Raw genomic sequence first — 18,008 nt, 5'->3', positions numbered from 1 at the left:
TCCGATCTCAGGGCGCAGCCCGCCCTCCAGGGGCGCGGGGAACTGCGCGACCAGCCCCCACCCACCCGCACCCGACAACGAACCCCACGGGGCCTGGGGCGGAGCCCCAAAAGGATGGGACGGGTAGGGGCGGCGGGGGCGAGGAACCCCGAGGGTCAGCCCCCGAGCTCCTGATACCGCGCCGCCAACCCCGCCGCCCCCTCCTCCGTCAGGGAACCGAACAGGCGCAGCCGCGAGATCCCCCCGTCCGGGAAGATGTCCACGCGCGCGTGCGTCCCGACGACGGAGGCGTCGAGGACGAAGCGGTGGTTCGTGTCGGGCTGGAGTCGGGTGCGGGCGAGAACCTCCGTCCACTCACCGTCCGCGCCGTCCGCACCGTCGCAGACCGACACCGTCGCCCAACCCGCCGCGTTGCCCTTCAGATACGCCGTGTCGATCTCGATCGCGCGGATCTCGGACCGGGCGACGAGCTGGTACCGGATCCAGTCGTTGCCCTGGTCCCGCCGCCGCCGCGTCTCCCAGCCGTCGTCCATCTTGCGGGAGCGGCCCGGCTGGATGGTGTTGGTGGCGGGTGAGTAGAAGAGGTTGGACGCGTCCTCGACCCGGCCGCCGTTCTCCAGGGCGACGACGTCGAAGGTGCCGAGCACCGACAGCCACTTCGGATCCGGGACGACCTCGCCGTACACGCGAAGGCGCGCGATGCCCCCGTCGGGGTGCTGGTTGACTCGGATGTGAGTGAAGCGCTGCTCCACGTCGACAGCGAAGCCGTTGGCCGCGTGGCCGCCGACCGCCGTACGGGGTACGAGAGTTGTCCACTTCACGTCGTCCCCGAGGAGCTCCTCGGGGGACGGGGAGCCGGGCACCGAGACGCCCTCGACCGACACCGCCTGCGGGTAGTTGCCGCGGAAGTGGGCGGTGTCGACGACGATGCCGCGTACGACACCGGGTGCACCGAGGCGTACGAGCGCCCAGTCGTGGTCGTCGGCGGTGGGCCACGGGTGCTCGGCGGAGGCACCCCGGCGCCGTCGCGTCTCCCAGCCGTCCATGATCTTGCCCTTGTGCCCGAAGTGCTCGGGGTCGAACTCGGCCGGTCCGGGCAGCAGCAGGTTCTCGCGCTGGGCGAAGAACTCGTCGTTGGCGGCGATGACACCGGCGCCGAGCTGCCGGTCGGCCAGGTTGGCGTACTGGGCGAACGGGAAGTCGGCGCTGCGATGGTCCGCGTACGGGTCGCCGCCTCCGTAGGGGTTCGCGTCGCCGGTGAAACGGGCCAAGGGGGATTGGTGCTGCGCCGTCACGGTGATCAGGTCTGCCTCTCGGGGTCGGCCGCTGCGGGTGCGGAGGTGTCGGTGAACCGGTTGAACCGATTCGACTGGTCGAACTGGTTGAACTAGGGGTGCCGGGTCAGGAGTTGCCCGCTCGGCTCGGTGAACTCGCCGTCGGACACGATGCGTTCGCCGCGCAGCCAGGTCGATCTGACGACACCGTGCAGGGTCCGGCCCGCGTACGCCGTGACCCGGTTGCGGTGCTGGAGCGCGGCGGGGTCGACGGTGAAGGTCTCGTCGGGCGCGAGGACCGCGAAGTCGGCGTCCCGGCCTGCCTCGATGGCACCCTTGCGATGGTCGAGACCGACCAACCGCGCCGTGCGCGTGGACATCCAGCGGACCACGTCCTCCAGGCCGTGTCCGCGCCTGCGCGCCTCGGTCCAGATGGCGGACAGGCTCAGCTGGAGTCCGGAGATGCCGCCCCAGGCCGTGGCGAAGTCGTCGGTCTTGAGATCGGCCGTGGACGGGGAGTGGTCGGTGACCACGCAGTCGATCGTGCCGTCGGCCAGCGCCTGCCACAGCAGGTCCTGGTTGGCCGCCTCGCGGATGGGCGGGCAGCACTTGAACTCGCTTGCCCCGTCCGGGACTTCCTCGGCGGTGAGGGTGAGGTAGTGCGGGCAGGTCTCCACCGTGATCCGTACGCCCTCGCTCTTGGCGGCGGCGATCAGCGGCAGCGCGTCGCTCGACGACAGGTGCAGTACGTGCACGCGCGCGTCGAGGCGCTTGGCCTGCGCGATGAGGTTCGCGATGGCGGTGTCCTCGGCGCCGCGCGGCCGGGAGGCGAGGAACTCGGCGTATTTGACGGCCTTTTGGCCGCTCATCTGCGGAGCCGCCGCGAGGTGGTGCGGGTCCTCGGCGTGCACGATCAGCAGTCCGCCGAAGCCGGCGATCTCGGCCAGGGACCGGGCGAGTCCCTCCTGGTCCAGCTCGGGGAACTCGTCGACCCCGGAGGGCGACAGGAACGCTTTGAAGCCGAAGACGCCCGCGTCGTGCAGCGGCCGCAGGTCCTTGACGTTGTCGGGCAGGGCGCCGCCCCAGAAGCCGACGTCGATGTGCGCCTTGGACCGGGCGACGTCCTTCTTGGTACGAAGGTGGTCGACCGTCGTGGTCGGCGGAAGGGAGTTGAGGGGCATGTCGACCAGCGTCGTGATGCCGCCGGCCGCCGCGGCCCGGGTGGCGGTCCAGAAGCCCTCCCACTCCGTGCGGCCCGGGTCGTTGACGTGCACGTGGGTGTCGACAAGACCGGGCAGCAGGACGTCGTCGCCGAAGTCCTCGAACCTGGCCCCGGAGGGCACCTCGGCGTCGTGCGGGAGCACGGCCGTGATCTTCCCCCCGGCGACCGCGACCGAGGCGGCGCGCGTCCCTTCGGGAGTGATGACGCGCGTCGAGCGCAGCACCAGTTCGACCAATCCGCCGTCTTCGACCAAGCCGTCGCCGGACACCCGGACCCCTCTCTGCCGCCGTTTCACTTCCGCCGTTTACTTCCACGTAACGGAATTCAACGTTCTGTTGAAGGAGTCTTCACTCCTCACCCCATGCCGTCAAGAGTCACCCCTCCGCCGTCCCGCCGCATGGCGCCCACTCTGTACGTTTCCACAAAGTGGAATTAGAATTTCGCCACGCAGAACGTAACTACACACCACCGTGCAGTCAACCAACTGCCGGGTAGGCTGCCCCCTTGCCTGCCCGTCTGAAAGGACCCGCGCCCGTGCCGACGTCCAGCGCCAGCGACGCCCCCGCCAAACCGTCCGCTCCCAGCGGTGGTGTCCAGTCCCTGGAGCGCGCCTTCGACCTGCTGGAGCGGATGGCGGACGCGGGCGGCGAGGTCGGCCTCAGCGAACTGTCCGCGAGCAGCGGACTGCCGTTGCCCACCATCCACCGCCTGATGCGCACGCTCGTGACCTGCGGTTATGTACGCCAGCAGCCCAATCGGCGGTACGCGCTCGGCCCTCGCCTGATCCGCCTCGGCGAGTCCGCCTCCCGCCTGCTCGGCACCTGGGCCCGCCCCTATCTGGCGCGCCTGGTCGAGGAGACCGGCGAGACGGCGAACATGGCACTGCTCGACGGCGACGAGATCGTGTACGTGGCACAGGTGCCGTCCAAGCACTCGATGCGGATGTTCACCGAGGTGGGCCGCCGGGTGCTGCCGCACTCCACGGGGGTCGGCAAGGCCCTGCTCGCCGACGTCCCGGCGGACGAGGTGCGCGCACTCCTGTCCCGTACGGGTATGCCCGCCGCGACGGAGAAGACGATCACCACGCCGGACGGCTTCCTCGCCGCCCTCGAAGAGGTACGGCGCGCGGGGTACGCGGTGGACGACAACGAGCAGGAGATCGGCGTCCGCTGCCTCGCCGTCTCCGTGCCCAACTCCCCCACCGCTGCGGCGATTTCGATCTCCGGACCGGCCGGCCGGGTCACGGAGAAGGTCACGGAGAGGATCGTGCCCGTGCTCCAGCAGGTCGCGGTGGAGCTGTCGGAGGCGTTGGCGAGTTCGGGCCCGACGGCCTGAGCGTAAGCGGGTTCAGCGTGCGGATTCAGCTGACGCAGGACGCCCAACTGACGTACGCCTCACGCTAGTTGCCGGGCCGGACTCAGCGTCGCGGCGGCTCTCCGAAGAGTTCCACCGCGCTGCGTACGGCCGCGAGACGCTCGGCCAGCGCGCTGACCGAGCCGATGGAACCGGCGATCAGGAGCAGCGAGCGGCGCAGCCGCGGGATCTCCGGGATACCGCTGACGGCCATCGCGGCGAGCGCCGCGAGCTCGTCCTCCGCGATGCCGCGGTCGGGGAACTCGGCCGGATGCGTGGCGAGTTCGCGGCGCAGCCTGGACACCGCGGTCCGCAACTCCGCCACTCTCGGATCCTCGTCGCTGCCGGTCACTGGCCTCTGCCCCAAGCTCCGCAACACAGCTCTCCCCCCTCGCACGCCCTTGTGCGCAAACACGTCGAACATCCCTTGGCGTTGGTCAGGCACCGGGGGACGCGGGCCAGTAAACGCCACCCGGTGCGTGGGCGCCACTGCAAGGACCGAAATTCAGTCCCCGGATAGCGTGCGGTCCAGGAGGGTGCCGGGCGCGCTCGCGCCGGGTCGGGTATGCAGGGGGACATGACGGAGAACAACGAGCAGGTCGCCGGGTTGCTGCTGGCCGCCGGCGGGGGCCGGCGCCTCGGCGGACGCCCCAAGGCACTCCTGGAGCACAAGGGCCGGCCGCTGGTGGAGTACGCGGCCCGCGCCCTGCGGGAAGGCGGCTGCACCCGCGTCCACGTGGTCCTCGGCGCGCAGTCGGACACCGTGCGCTCCAGGGCCGAACTCCCCGGCTGCGTCCTCGTCGACAACCCCGAGTGGGAGGACGGCATGGGTTCGTCCCTGCGGGCCGGGCTCGCCTCGCTCGCGGGCACGGGCGCGCGGGCGGCCCTCGTCTCGCTCGTCGACCAGCCGGGGATCGGGCCGGCGGCGGTGGCGCGGGTGCTCGCCGCGTACCGGTCCCCGGCCTCGCTCGTCTCGGCCTCGTACGAGGGGGTGCGCGGGCATCCGGTCCTGTTCGGCGCCGACCACTGGGCGGGCATCACCGCGACTGCGACCGGCGACCGAGGGGCACGCGCCTACCTGAAGGAGCACTCGGACGCGATCACGCTCGTCGAGTGCGGTGACGTGGCGCAGCCGTACGACATCGACACGGAGGGCGACCTGGTCCACCTTGAGTAAACCTTGGGTGAGCAGGGTGGCACCGAGCGCCACCTCCTCTTCGAATTCCCTCGAAGCGGAGAATCTCGACGTCAACAAATTATTGAACTTCCACCATGAGGAAACTAGTATCCACTGTTCAGAAGCGCCTGACCGCCCTCCAGGCGCCATCAGCCGCATCTGGGTCCCCTGGCACCCAGTGCCGCGGTGTACTCACGTCAGCTCGCTGAAGGAAGTGACAGCTCATGTCCGCACCAGCGCCGTCCCCGCTGGCCATCGTCGACGCCGAGCCCCTGCCCCGGCAGGAGGAGGTCCTCACCGACGCGGCCCTCGCCTTCGTGGCCGAGCTGCACCGGCTGTTCACGCCCCGGCGCGACGAACTCCTCGCCCGCCGCACCGAGCGCCGCGCCGAGATCGCCCGCACCTCCACGCTCGACTTCCTCCCGGAGACCGCCGCGATCCGCGCGGACGACTCCTGGCAGGTCGCCCCGTCGCCCGCGGCGCTGAACGACCGGCGCGTCGAGATCACCGGCCCCACCGACCGCAAGATGACCGTCAACGCCCTCAACTCGGGCGCCAGGATCTGGCTCGCGGACTTCGAGGACGCCTCGGCGCCCACCTGGGAGAACGTGATCCTCGGTCAGCGGAACCTGACCGACGCGTACACCCGGAACATCGACTTCACCGACCCCAACTCCGGCAAGTCGTACGCGCTGAAGGCCGCTGACGAACTCGCCACCGTCGTCATGCGGCCGCGCGGCTGGCACCTGAACGAGCGCCACCTCGTCGACGCCGACGGCACACCCGTACCCGGCGCGCTCGTCGACTTCGGCCTGTACTTCTTCCACAACGCGCAGCGCCTGCTCGACCTCGGCAAGGGCCCGTACTTCTACCTCCCGAAGACGGAGTCGTACCTGGAGGCCCGTCTCTGGAACGACGTGTTCGTCTTCGCGCAGGACTACGTCGGCATCCCGCAGGGCACCGTCCGCGCGACCGTCCTGATCGAGACGATCACGGCGGCGTACGAGATGGAGGAGATCCTCTACGAACTCCGCGACCACGCCTCGGGGTTGAACGCGGGCCGCTGGGACTACCTCTTCTCCATCGTCAAGAACTTCCGTGACGGCGGCCGGAAGTTCGTGCTCCCGGACCGCAACGCGGTGACGATGACGGCCCCGTTCATGCGCGCGTACACCGAACTCCTCGTCCGCACCTGCCACAAGCGCGGCGCGCACGCGATCGGCGGCATGGCGGCGTTCATCCCGTCCCGCCGCGACGAGGAGGTCAACAAGGTCGCCTTCGAGAAGGTCAAGGCCGACAAGGACCGCGAGGCGAACGACGGCTTCGACGGTTCCTGGGTCGCGCACCCGGACCTGGTCCCGATCGCGATGGCGTCCTTCGACGCGGTCCTCGGCGACAAGCCGAACCAGAAGGACCGGCTCCGCGAGGACGTCGACGTCAAGGCCGCCGACCTGATCGCCGTCGACTCGCTCGACGCCAGCCCGACGTACGCGGGTCTCGTGAACGCCGTACAGGTCGGCATCCGCTACATCGAGGCCTGGCTGCGCGGCATGGGCGCGGTCGCCATCTTCAACCTCATGGAGGACGCGGCCACCGCCGAGATCTCCCGCTCCCAGATCTGGCAGTGGATCAACGCGGGCGTCGAGTTCGAGCACGCCGGGAACACGGTGAAGGCCACGCCCGAACTGGCCCGCGAGATCGCCGCCCGGGAACTCGCCGACATCCGCGCCGAGATCGGCGAGGAGGCCTTCAAGGCCGGCAACTGGCAGCAGGCCCACGACCTGCTCCTGAAGGTCGCCCTCGACGAGGACTACGCGGACTTCCTGACCCTGCCGGCGTACGAGCAGCTGGTCGGCTGAGCCGGCTCAGCCGCGCACGTGCTACTTCTCCGAGTGGCCCAGGGATTTTTCCGGGGCCACTCGGTCGCGTACGAGGCGCTTCACGGCGGTGGGCTCCGGGAAGCCCTGTTCGCGGCGGTCCCAGATCACCTCGTCGTCGACGCGTACGACGAAGACGCCACCGGTGCCGGGCTTGAGCGCGAGCTCGGTCAGCTCCTGCTCGAAGGTGGTGAGGAGTTCCTGCGCCAGCCAGGCGGCTCGGGGGAGCCAGCGGCACTGGGTGCAGTACTCGATCTGCACGCGGTGCGCGGGGGCCGGGGAAGGCTCGGACGGCGGGGGCGTCGGGGCGGTCACGGGGTCAGGGCTTCCTTTCGAAGTGCGCGGACCAGTCCCGCTCGGCCGCGGGCTTGCCGTGCAGGTCGGGGACCCGCTTCAGCCAGTTCGGGCGGCCTTCCCGGGTCTTCGCCGCGCGGTGGGCGTCCTCGGCGGCGAGCTGTTCGCGGGTGGGGAAGTCGGTGGGGAGCCAGGCCGCGGACGCCTTCACCCGGGCACTGAGATAGCCGACGTAGGCCGCGCGCACCTCGTCGGGGGAAGCGAAACCGGACTCCTCTTCCATGAGTTCCGTCAGCCAGGCGTCCGGGACCTCGGCCGTGACCTCGCGCAGGAGTTCGTCCGTCACCCTCGGGGCGAGTTCGGCGTCGGCCGCGCGCGTGTCCGGCGCGTAGCCGCCGAGCGCGTGCTGCCGGAAGTCGTACGCCTTCTCCGGCGACGAGGCGTCCCAACGGTGGTGGAAGACGAGTGCCGCGCCGTGGTCGATCAGCCACAGGCGCGGGGGCGCGATGCCGAACGTGGGCCAGACCATCAGGTTCGAACTGTGCGTCGTACGGTCCACGTTGACCGTGAGCGCGTCCAGCCAGATGACCTTGCCCGCCTCCAGCGGGTCGACCGGGAAGGTCTTCGCGGTCTCCGGTGTGAAGTCCGCGGCGCCCGGCAGATAGTCCATGCCGAGGTTGAGCCCGGCACTGGCGCGGAGCAGGTCCTGGACCTCCTGGTGGGGTTCGTGCGCGGCGACCGCCGGGTCGAAGTGCACGAGGACCAGCTCGGGGAATCGCAGGCCCAGGGCGCGCGCCAGCTCTCCCACGATCACCTCGGCCACCAGCGCCTTGCGCCCCTGCGCGGAGCCCGTGAACTTCACGACGTACGTTCCCAGGTCGTCGGCCTCGACGACTCCGGGCACGGAGCCGCCCGCCCTCAGCGGGGTCACGTATCGATCGGCGGTCACTTCGCGCAGCACACGGGCCACTGTAATTCAGCGAGCCACCCGCCTGATCGGTATTTTCGGCCCGCCACCACCCTGGGTACGATCGCGGACATGCCGCCCGCCGACCCCGAGATACCTCACCTGACCTGCGGAAACACCATACCTGACGTACCGGCACAGACTAGGATGAATACTGCGTCAGCAGGGACGCAGGGACGCAGGGACGCAGGGACGCAGGGACGCAGGGACGCAGGGACGCAGGCGGCCGGGCCCGGGTTGCGGGGCGAGCCGGAGGATGTCGAGGGTGTCGCGCGGGTCAGGACCGTGTTGTTCGCCGTGCGGTCGGCGGCCGCGCTGCATCGCGTGCTCGACACGCTTCCCGTCTTCGAGGGTGATCACCGGATCCGGCGGCGTTTCACACTGGCCCCGGGCTCGGACTTCGGGATCGACGCACTCGCCGCGCTGGAGGCGGTGGGCGCCCGCGGGGTCCCTTGGGACGTGGCGGTCTCGGAGTCGTACGACCTGATCGTCGCCGCGAGTCCGAAGGGCGAGCTGGACCGGCTGCACGGCCCGATCGTGCTGTTGCCGCACGGCGCGGGGTTCAACAAGACGGTGCGCGGGGACGGCGCGGACGACTCGGCGTCCGGGCTCGACCCGGCTTTTCTGATGCGCGGCGACCGTCCGCTCGCCGCACTCCACGCGCTCGCCCACCCGAGTCAGCTCGCCCGCCTCGCCGACCGGTGTCCGCCCGCGGCCGCCCGGGCCGCCGTCGTCGGCGACCCGACCCTGGACCGCGTCCTGGAGTCCCAGCCGCTCCGCGACCGCTACCGCGCCGCTCTCGGCACCGGCGACCGCCGACTGATCGTGCTCGCCTCGACCTGGGGTCCTGAGTCCCTGCTGGCCCGCCGCCCCACGCTCCCCGAACAGCTGGCTTCCCAACTGCCGCTCGACGAGTACCAGTTGGCCCTTGTCGCCCACCCGAACGTGCACAGCTCCCCCGGGACGTTCGACCTCACCGAGCGGCTGCCTCGTGAGGTGTTCCTCGCCCGGCCGCACGAGGAGTGGGCGACGCTGCTCGTAGCCGCGGACGCGGTGGTCACCGACCATGGGTCCACCGCGCTGTACGCCGCCGCCCTCGACCGGCCGATGGTGGCCGCGTACGGCGGGGGCGGCGAACTGCTTCCGAGTACGCCGATGGCCCAACTCCTCGCTGCCGTCCCGCGATTGAGGGACCCTGGCCAACTGGGCGAACTCCTCGCCGCTCATCGCCCCGGCGTCTGCCTGGAAGCCGGGCGAGCGGCCTTCCACGTCTCCGTGCAGGGGCGGGCGCTGGAGCGGCTGCGGGCGGAGCTGTACGACCGCCTCGGCCTCACGCCCGTGTCCCCGCCGCCCGACCCTCGGCTGCTTCCCCTGCCCCGCAGGCCCGTTGACGGTCCGGCCGCCTTCGCCGTACGGACCGACGTGCACGACGGCCTGGTACGCGTCGAGCGCCGGCCCGCGCGCACCGACGTGCCCTCCCACCATCTCGCGGCGGAGGAGGACATGGTGGGCACGCACCACGCGCAGAGCGCGGGCCTGTTGTACCGGCGCGCTACGGGCGAGGGGGAGGACACGAACGAGGGCGCCGCCGTGGCCTGGACGCCCGAAGGATGGACCGCCGAAGCGCTCGCCCGGTACCCCAACTGCCGTACCGCCGGGGTGATTCTCGGTCCCGAACGGTGCCTGGTCCGGCGACGGGACAGCGCGGAGACCCTGCTCCGGGTGCGGATCGAACCGTGCGAGGAGCAGGGGCGGGTGTTCCACCCCGACCCGGCCGCGATCCTGTCGGCTGTGCATGCTCTGGCGTCCGGCACCTCCGGCACCAGGGAGCTCAACTGCCTTATAGGGCAACGGACTTACCGTGTCCACCTGGCCGAGTGATCAGACCGCGCCCTCCCGTCGGCGGATCTCGGCGGCCGCCTCCCGGTGCGTACGCGCGGCCGTCGTGTCTCCGGTCCGCTCGGCGAGGTCGCCGAGCGCGTCGTGTACGCGTGCCTCGTCGAAGGTCGACTCGCGTTCCCGGGCCGAGGCGAGGGCGGCCTCGTACAACGCGCGGGCCTCGTCGACCCGTTCGAGCCGCTGGAGGACCCGGCCCAGCTCGAATCCGGTACGAGCCGTCATGCGTTCCCGGCGCTGCTCGCGAGCGTCCTGGTGTGCGCGGGTCAACAGCTCGCGGGCGGAGTCGAGTTGCCCGAGCCCGGCGGCGCACTGACCGAGGAGGTGGGTGAGCAGGAGGACTCCGTACGGGTTGGGGAGCTCCTGGTGGATGCGCAGGGACGCCTCGAAATCGGGTACGGCGGCCTCCCACTCCTCCTGTACGGCGCGCAGTTTGCCGCGGAACTCCAGGGCGGAGGCCCGGAGTTTGCGTTCCGAGTCCGGCAGCAGGCGGGCGCCGCTCACCGCGGCGTCCAGTTCGCGGGCCGCCTCCGCGTAGTCGCCCCGCTCCCACAGAGGGCGGGCGAGCTGGCAGCGCATGCGGACCGCGGCCGCGAGGTGCTCCGCGCGCCGTGCCGCCGCGAGGCCCGTCCGGAACGCCTCGACGACATCGGGGTGGTGCGGGTGATCGAGGTGGTGCGTCCACAACGGCTCGCAGAGCGCCCAGGCATCGGCGTCGGCCCCGTCCTCGTACGCGATCCGCACGCACGCGCACAGTGCGTGCCGCTCCGCCGCCAGCCAGCGCAGGGCATGGGCCTTGCCGCCGAACTCGACGTCCGGCGCGCCCAGTACGGGGTGCGCCTCCGCTCCGAAGGTCATCCGTGGACCGGCGGCAAGCCGGTCGGCACGCTGGGCCTGCCGCAGGTACCAGCGGGTGATGCGGCGGCGCGCGTCGGCGGTTTCGCGGAGGCCCGGGTCGGGGCCGGGATTCACGGGATCACCGTCGCCTGCGCCTGCACCCGCCCCTATTCCTGTCCCTGTTCCTGTCCCGTGGGGGCCCGCGTCGGCGGTTTCGCCGTCACCCGGTCCGAAGCCGCCGCTACCGCCACCCCCGTGAGAGCCGAAGCCCTCACCCGAGCCCTCGCCTTCGGCCCGGCGCGCCGCGTGAACCCGCACCAGGTCATGCATCCGCAGCCGCCCCTCGCCCGCGTTCTCACCCTCTCCCTCCTCCCCCTCCACCAGCCCGGCGTTCTCCAGTTCCTGGAGGGCGTCCTCGGCGGCGTCGGGCCCCTCGCCGAGAAGCGCGGTGATCGCGGCCAACGGCAGATCCGGGGCCGGCCCGGCCGGGAACAGGCGGTAGAGACGGCGGGCCGGTTCCGCAAGATCCTCGTACGCCGCGTCCCACACCGCCTCGACCACGGGAATCCCCCGCTCCCGCAACTCCTCGGCGAAACCGGCCAGCAACCGTTCCGGCCGGTGGCGCCGGTGCCGTCGCACCCACCGCCCGGCCACTTGCAGCGCCGCGGGCAACCCGCCGCACAGCCGCACGAGTTCACCGGTCGCAGCGGGCTCGTCGACCAGTCCGGTGTCACCGACGATCCCGGTGAGGAGCCGCACCGCGTCCTCGTCCGGCAGCGGGGACAAGGGGATCTCGACCGCGTCGTCGCCCCCGAGGTCGTACAGCGGACCGTGGCTCACGACGACGGCCACGCTCCCCTCGGAGGCGGGCAGCAGTGCCTCGGCCTCCGAGCCGAAGCGCACGTTGTCGACGAGGACGACGAACCGCTTGTCCCGCGTCCGGTCCCAGTACTGCGCCGAGCGCGCCTCGTACGTCCGCCCCAGCCACTCCTCACGCACTCCGAGGGCCGAGAGCAACTCCCCGAGCGCCGCGGCCACTTCGACCCCGCCGTCCCGCCTGAGCGGTTCCAGGTCGACGTACAGTACGCCGCTGTCCGCGCCCCATTCGTCCACGAGCCGCCGTGCGAGACGGAAGGCGAGGGTGGTCTTGCCGACGCCGCTCAGACCGCTGAGCGAGACCACGAGCGGGCGGTCCTCGCCCTGCCACTCGCCGGCGGCCCGGAAGACCCGGGCCTGCTCGGTGTCGCGGTCGACGAAGTTCCGGATCTCCGGGCGGAGTTGACGTGGCGGCGGAACCTCGGCGCCGTGCAGGTGGAAGTGCTCGATGTGCCCCGACTGCACCACGTTGCCGATACGCGCCTGCCCGCCCACCTGGTTGTGGTGCACCCCGTCGCCGTACGTCTCCCCAGTCACGGGGCAACTCTAGACAGGGCTGTCCAGGCAGAGCTGAGGCGCCATCAAGTGTTCGTCGTGCGGAAGGGGTTCGGGAGCGGCAGATAGCGTGCGTCCGCGCCGTCCGCCCCCGTCCAGCGCAGCAACAGGTTCGTCTTGCCGGGGAGGCCGGGAGAGCTGAGCAGCTCCTCCACCTCGGGCAGCCGCAGCCCCCGACCGCATCGGATCAACTCCCGCCGCACAGGCGCCCAGAGCTCCGTTCCCGGATACCGCTCCCCCAACGCGCCGGCGATCTCCAAGAGGTTGTTGACGACCAGGCAGTACACCAGCCGCTCCCACCCGGCCGCCCGCGTCACGTCCGGCAGCAGCTTCACGCCCTCCGCGTCCCGGAACAGGGCCTGCACCGGCATGCCGTCGGTGTCCACGGCCACCACCGTGTTCTGCAGATGCGCTTCGAGTACGACCCCGTGCCGCGCGAACAACGTCAGTACAGGTGGGACGACTTGGCGCAGATAGGCTGTCCACCAGGCGGCCGGGTCGGTGAGCGTGTCGAGCGGACTGCCCTCGAAGCCTTCCGTCAGCGCGGCGGCCAGCAGTGGAGTCGCGCCCGGTGCCACCTGCTCGCGCAGGCCGTCGCGTACGAGGACGGCGAGCTCCTCGAAGGCGAAGTCGGCCGTGCGGTAGCCGCGGTCGCTCAGCCAGGCCGCGGAGCCGCCTTCCGCCGCGAAAGCGGACCTCACCGCCTCATCCGTATGGCGGAGTTCGAGAAGGTCGTGGCGCCAGAGGCGGCGGATGTCGTTCGTGATGCGGACGTCGAGGCTGAACTTCACGAAGAGGTCGGCGTCCGGGACGTACAGCGTGCGGATGGCCGCCGTGGGCCAGGCCGGGGAGGCGGACCGGCCCAGTCGTACGAGCCGGCCGTCCGCGAAGGCCTCGCGGATCTCCGGGCGGGTGCCGACGAGGTCGAGCTGCCAGGGGTGGGCGGGCAGCAGGCGGTAGCCGGGCGGGGCCTCGCCCAGCGCGTCGAGCGCCCGCGTGTCGCCCTCCTCGGCGACCGCGTCCTCGCGCAGCCCCAGCAGGACGAGGGGGAAGTCGGCGTATGCCTCGGGGGCGTACGGGAGCCAGCCGGCGACCGGGCCGCCGCCGCGGGCCTTGGGAGCGGGATGGTACGGATGTCCGGTGATGAGGGACTGCTCGGAGCGCCGGTACGGGTCCGGGGGCGGTGTCAGTCCCTCGCGGGCCGACAGGATCGCCGCCACCGCGTCCCGGCTGTCCGTCATCTCCGTGGGCAGTTCGGAATTGGACAGGCCGGTGTGGCGACGCAGTTCCTCTGCCGTGAGTTTGACCAGTTCGGCGTGGCTGAGGCGCTGCCAGATCCCGGCGGTGCACAGCTCCGGCTCGGCGGGCCGGCGTCCGCCGCGTACCCGCAGGAGCCGTCCCCCGGCGGGCAGCCGGTACACCCGCCGCCCGCCGGGCCCCTCGGACTCCGCCGCGGGCTCGGCGACCTCCCGCAGCAGACAGTTGAGGAGCGGCGCGGCCGCGTACGCGTCGGCTGCTTCACCGACGCCGTCCCGGGGGTGCATAGCGGGCATGGGGGGCATGGAGTCCACGCGATCCATTCGTTGCATACGGTGCACTGACGCTCAGTATGTCCGGCGTCGTACCCGGCCGCGACGTCGTCCCCCCACCCGAGGAGCCCTCCGTGCACCGTCCCCGCACCCCGGCCGAGACCGAGACCGCTCTCGCCGCCGAGCTGCGCACCGCACGCCCCGACCTGCTGGTCCCGTACGCGGCCGAGCTGCCCGGCGCCCGCGCGGCCGTCCTCTCCCGGCTGTGGCGCGGGCTCGCCCATGAGCCGTTGCCGTGGCTCACGCGCCGCGAGGCGGGGCGCGACGGGCTGACGCTCCACCTGGCCGACGGCCGCCGGCTGCACGGTCCGCGCTCGGACCCGTACGCGACGGCCGCCACGGTCACCGAGGTCGAGCTGGACGGGACGGCGTACGACCACCCGGCCGCGCTCATGACGGCGCTCGGCCTGCCGCACGGAAAGGCGTTCGCCGCCGAACTGGCCGACAGCGTCGCCTCGTTGGCCCTCTCCCGCGCCAACCAGTCGGCGGCGTCCGGGAATCCTCGCGGTTCCGACGAGCCTCGCACCTCCTGGGGGTGGGAGCAGCGGATCGTCGACGGGCATCCGTTCCACCCCAACTGCCGTTCCCGGCCCGGGTTTTCGGTGGCCGAGGAGCTGGCGTACGCGCCCGAGCACCGGCCGGTGGTCGAGCTGGGGCTGGTCGCCGTGCCGGCGGATGCCTGTCTGGTGGCGGGCGAGTGGCCCTACCGGGAGTCGGGGCGGGTGCTGGTGCCCGTCCATCCGTGGCAGGCCCGGCATGTGCTGAAGGACGAGAAGGCCGTCGGGGAGGGCATCGCCGCCCATCCCCTGATGTCCCTGCGCACGCTCGCGGTTCCGGACGGGCCGCACGTCAAGACCGCCCTCAGCGCACGGCTGACGTCCTCCGTACGGGACATCTCGGTGTACTCGATCGAGTCGGCGGCGACCGTCTCGTCGTTCATGGAGGCGATGGCCGGACGTCTGGACGGACTGCTGCACATCACCCGGACGCTCGGTGCGGTCACCGCCAATACCCCGGATCTTGCAGCGGTGTTGAGGGAGCCCCCCGACGCGTACGCCGGAGCGGGCGAGCTGGTCGTCCCGGTCGCCGCCCTCTCCGCGACCGATCTGCCCCGGTCCCCCGCCTGGCTCGCCGGGTTCACCCGGCTCACCCTCACCGTGGGTCTGCGCCTGCTCGACCTCGGCGTGGCCCTGGAGGCGCACGGACAGAACCTGCTGGTGGTCCTCTCCGACACCGGCGCTCCGCTGCGGCTCGTATACCGCGACCTGGCCGACATCCGGATCAGCCCGGCCCGGCTGGCCCGGCACGGCATTCCGGTCCCGGATCTGACGGGCCGTATCGTCACGGACGACGAGTCCGTGCTGCGCAGCAAGCTCTTCGGCTCGCTCGTCGCGGGCACGCTGGCGGCAACGGCTGGATCGGGGCCCGCGCTCCGGGAGGCGCTGTCCACGGCCGTACGCGACCTGCCGCGCACACCGGACCTCACCGCTCTCCTCGAAGAGCCGCTCCCCACCAAGGCGTTGACCCTGATGCGGCTGTCGCCGGAACGGCCGGGCGACATCTGGGCACACCTCCCCAATCCGCTCCTCGGTCCACTCCCGGATACGCTCGCCGACCGCTCGTTTTGATGGTCGGGGCCTTTGATCAATAGGATCCGGCGATGATCACAAGACAACGGCTGGCGGCGGGCGCCTGCGCCCTGCTCGCCGCCATGACGGCCGGGCTCGCCCTCCCGGCCGGAGCCGTCGCCGGCGAACCCACCGGCGAGGACGCACCCAAGGTCAACCTGCTCCTCGACGTCAGCGGCTCGATGCGAGCCCGGGACATCGACGGCCAGTCGCGGATGGCCGCCGCGAAGCAGGCCTTCAACGAGGTGCTCGACGCGACACCCGAGGAAGTCCAGCTCGGCATACGGACACTCGGCGCCGACTACCCCGGTGACGACCGCAAGACGGGCTGCAAGGACACCGCCCAGCTGTACCCGGTGGGGCCACTGGACCGCACCGAGGCGAAGACCGCGGTGGCGACGCTCGCGCCCACCGGCTGGACCCCGATCGGCCCCGCGCTCCTCAAGGCGGCCGACGACCTCGACGGCGGCGAGGGCACCAAGCGCATCGTCCTCATCAGTGACGGCGAGGACACCTGCGCCCCGCTCGACCCGTGCGAGGTGGCCCGGGAGATCGCCGCCAAGGGGATCGGCCTCACCATCGACACGCTCGGTCTGGTGCCGAACACCAAGATGCGGCAGCAGCTGAGCTGTATCGCGGAGGCGACCGGCGGCACGTACACCTCGGTCGAGCACACCGAGGAACTCACCGACAAGGTCAACCAGTTGGTGGACCGGGCCGCCGATCCGGTGGTGACGCCGGTCGCCGTGGAAGGCGCCGCCGAATGCGCGAAGGCGCCCACGCTGAAGTCCGGTCTCTACACCGACCGCGAGGAGTTCGCGCAGCACCGCTGGTACCGCGTGGACGTCCTGCCGGGCCAGGAGCTGCGTGCCTCGGTGAGCGTCGCGGCCGACCGGCAGGTCAACCCGGACTACGGGGTGTCGCTGCGGGCCGTGACCGACAGGGGCCGCGAGATCGTACGCGGTGAGGCGACGGGCACCGGCCGGACCGACGTCATGTCCGCCGGTCTGCGCTACCCCAAGCCGGAGCGCGACGGCGATGATTCCGAGAAGGCCGCGGCCGAGATCGTCTGCCTCCAGGTCGCCAACTCCTTCTCGGCGGCCTCCGGCGTCAAGACCACGCCCGGTCTGCCGCTCGAACTGACCGTCGACGTCGTCGACGGCCCGGACACGTCGAGCGACGTGGCCTCGTTCGGCCTCGGACGCGGCTGGTGGCTGCTCGGCGCCCTGGTACTCACCGGCTTCCTCGCGGGTGTGCTGTGGGGCTGGATCTCGCGTTGGCGGTTCGCGGTCTGGAGGACCAACTGATGCGTATCAACCGCGCGTTGAGCAACACACGAGTGCGGAGTGTCCCCCGAATGGTCCCCCGGATGGCAGGTGCGGCGGTGAGTGCGGCTCTGCTGACGCTCGCGGTCGCGGTGTCCCCCGCGGTCGCCGACTCCACCCCCTCGGCGAGCCCGTCGGAGGACAGCGCCGCACCCACCTCGGCGGGCACCTCCTTCCGTACGGCGACCGAGGTCGACCAGGGTCAGCGGGCCACCGCGAGCGCGTCCATGGGCGACTACCTGTACTGGTCGTTCCCCGCGGACGCGGGGCAGCGGCCCACCGTACGGACGACGGTCAAGCTGCCGGCGGCGCATGCCGCCGCGACCTGGCAGGTCGACGTGTACGACGGGTTGCGGCGCCGCCAGGCGTGCCAGTACGGGGCGCAGACTCGGACCGCCGCCCAGTCCACCCAGGAAGCCGTCTCCGTGGAGCTGTCCTGCACGCTGCGCACCGTCCGTGCCTGGTCGGAGGCGTGGGCCAACGATCCGCTGCCGGGCACGTACTACGTCCGGCTGACCGTCGTCGGCATCGAGGCCGGTGACCTCGGGCTGCCGGTGAGTGCCGAGGTCCAGGTCGACTCGAAGGACATCGGCGGGGCGGCCGCGGTGGACGGCGCACTGGCCGAGCCGCTGGTCCCGGGGATCGCGGTGACGGCCGAGGACGATGACGAGGAGTCCGGGACGTCGGTCGCCGCACTGTCCAGCATCGAGCCCGACGACGGCTGGGCCTCCGGCTGGTGGTCCGACCGCTGGGTGTGGACCGCGGTGGGCGGCGTACTGGCGGCGCTCGCGGGTGTCGCCGGGTACTCGCTGACCCGTGGGGTGGGGCGGCCTTCGCGGGTTCCGCCGACTGTCTGATCCGTTCAGGCGGTCCGTTCAGGGCATGCGGCCCGTCGCGCCAACTCCATGGCGCGGCGGGCCTCTTGGCGTCCGACGAGGGGGAGAGCCTGTGCCTGAACCCCCGTCGTCCGCGCGGAGCGCGGGCGCAGCGGCGGTCGGTGCGTGCCCTCGGTGTGCGGCGGTGCAGGTCATGTGGCGGAGCCACCTGTATTGCGGCGACGTGCGGCGGTGGGGGTCCCCCCGCCCGAGCCGAGCGAAGCCGGTTCGAGGGTGGGGGCGCGTGCCGGGCGTCGCGGTCG

The 18,008-nt window shown here is 71.8% G+C and carries 14 protein-coding genes; 7 read left to right on the top strand and 7 right to left on the bottom strand.

Going from position 1 to position 18,008, the window contains the following annotated elements; genetic code table 11:
• Positions 1-155: 155 nt before the first annotated feature.
• Both alc and allB read right to left on the bottom strand, forming a co-directional pair.
• Positions 156-1,295 (bottom strand): allantoicase, encoded by a 1,140-nt coding sequence (alc, locus tag AB0I18_RS47800; protein WP_363112132.1) that lies wholly within the window; start codon positions 1,293-1,295, stop codon positions 156-158.
• Between the two features lie 92 nt (positions 1,296-1,387).
• Positions 1,388-2,764, bottom strand: a complete 1,377-nt coding sequence (gene allB / locus AB0I18_RS47795; protein WP_363112131.1) for an allantoinase AllB — start codon at positions 2,762-2,764, stop codon at positions 1,388-1,390.
• 266 nt (positions 2,765-3,030) lie between these two features.
• On the opposite strand from allB, the gene AB0I18_RS47790 reads away from it, so the two are divergent.
• The gene (locus tag AB0I18_RS47790; protein ID WP_363112130.1) at positions 3,031-3,831 is read left to right on the top strand and encodes an IclR family transcriptional regulator; all 801 of its coding nucleotides are present in this window, start codon (positions 3,031-3,033) and stop codon (positions 3,829-3,831) included.
• Positions 3,832-3,913: 82 nt separating this feature from the next.
• On the opposite strand, the gene AB0I18_RS47785 is transcribed toward AB0I18_RS47790, so the two are convergent.
• Positions 3,914-4,228 (bottom strand): DUF5955 family protein, encoded by a 315-nt coding sequence (locus tag AB0I18_RS47785; protein WP_363112129.1) that lies wholly within the window; start codon positions 4,226-4,228, stop codon positions 3,914-3,916.
• A gap of 198 nt (positions 4,229-4,426) precedes the next feature.
• Between AB0I18_RS47785 and AB0I18_RS47780 the strand changes: the two genes are divergently transcribed.
• Both AB0I18_RS47780 and aceB read left to right on the top strand, forming a co-directional pair.
• Positions 4,427-5,026, top strand: a complete 600-nt coding sequence (locus AB0I18_RS47780) for a nucleotidyltransferase family protein (protein ID WP_363112128.1) — start codon at positions 4,427-4,429, stop codon at positions 5,024-5,026.
• Positions 5,027-5,250: 224 nt separating this feature from the next.
• Positions 5,251-6,885, top strand: a complete 1,635-nt coding sequence (gene aceB, locus AB0I18_RS47775; RefSeq protein ID WP_363112127.1) for a malate synthase A — start codon at positions 5,251-5,253, stop codon at positions 6,883-6,885.
• 21 nt (positions 6,886-6,906) lie between these two features.
• Here aceB and AB0I18_RS47770 read toward each other — a convergent pair whose 3' ends face one another.
• Positions 6,907-7,218, bottom strand: coding sequence for a SelT/SelW/SelH family protein (locus tag AB0I18_RS47770; protein WP_363112126.1), 312 nt, complete (start codon positions 7,216-7,218; stop codon positions 6,907-6,909).
• A gap of 4 nt (positions 7,219-7,222) precedes the next feature.
• Positions 7,223-8,158, bottom strand: a complete 936-nt coding sequence (locus AB0I18_RS47765) for a HipA family kinase (RefSeq protein WP_363112125.1) — start codon at positions 8,156-8,158, stop codon at positions 7,223-7,225.
• A 291-nt stretch (positions 8,159-8,449) separates the two neighbouring features.
• Here AB0I18_RS47765 and AB0I18_RS47760 point away from each other — a divergent pair, with 291 nt between their 5' ends.
• Positions 8,450-10,045: a CDP-glycerol glycerophosphotransferase family protein gene (locus AB0I18_RS47760; protein WP_363112124.1), complete on the top strand. Its 1,596-nt coding sequence runs from the start codon at positions 8,450-8,452 to the stop codon at positions 10,043-10,045.
• Here AB0I18_RS47760 and AB0I18_RS47755 read toward each other — a convergent pair whose 3' ends face one another.
• Positions 10,046-12,310 (bottom strand): tetratricopeptide repeat protein, encoded by a 2,265-nt coding sequence (locus tag AB0I18_RS47755; RefSeq protein ID WP_363112123.1) that lies wholly within the window; start codon positions 12,308-12,310, stop codon positions 10,046-10,048.
• A gap of 44 nt (positions 12,311-12,354) precedes the next feature.
• Entirely contained in the window at positions 12,355-13,881 is a 1,527-nt protein-coding gene (locus AB0I18_RS47750) for an IucA/IucC family protein (protein ID WP_363112122.1), read from the bottom strand.
• 110 nt (positions 13,882-13,991) lie between these two features.
• Here AB0I18_RS47750 and AB0I18_RS47745 point away from each other — a divergent pair, with 110 nt between their 5' ends.
• The 3 genes from AB0I18_RS47745 to AB0I18_RS47735 all read left to right on the top strand — a co-directional run bounded on the left by AB0I18_RS47745 (position 13,992) and on the right by AB0I18_RS47735 (position 17,727).
• On the top strand, positions 13,992-15,545 hold the full coding sequence (locus AB0I18_RS47745; protein WP_363112121.1) for an IucA/IucC family protein: 1,554 nt from the start codon (positions 13,992-13,994) through the stop codon (positions 15,543-15,545).
• A 32-nt stretch (positions 15,546-15,577) separates the two neighbouring features.
• The gene (locus tag AB0I18_RS47740) at positions 15,578-16,852 is read left to right on the top strand and encodes a VWA domain-containing protein (RefSeq protein ID WP_363112120.1); all 1,275 of its coding nucleotides are present in this window, start codon (positions 15,578-15,580) and stop codon (positions 16,850-16,852) included.
• 62 nt (positions 16,853-16,914) lie between these two features.
• Positions 16,915-17,727, top strand: a complete 813-nt coding sequence (locus AB0I18_RS47735; RefSeq protein WP_363112119.1) for a hypothetical protein — start codon at positions 16,915-16,917, stop codon at positions 17,725-17,727.
• Positions 17,728-18,008 lie beyond the last annotated feature (281 nt).

This window comes from Streptomyces sp. NPDC050704, from assembly GCF_040654355.1.
In the GTDB taxonomy this organism is placed as follows: domain Bacteria; phylum Actinomycetota; class Actinomycetes; order Streptomycetales; family Streptomycetaceae; genus Streptomyces.
Note: the sequence above shows the minus strand (reverse complement) of the source record. Positions and strands in the feature narration are given on the sequence as shown.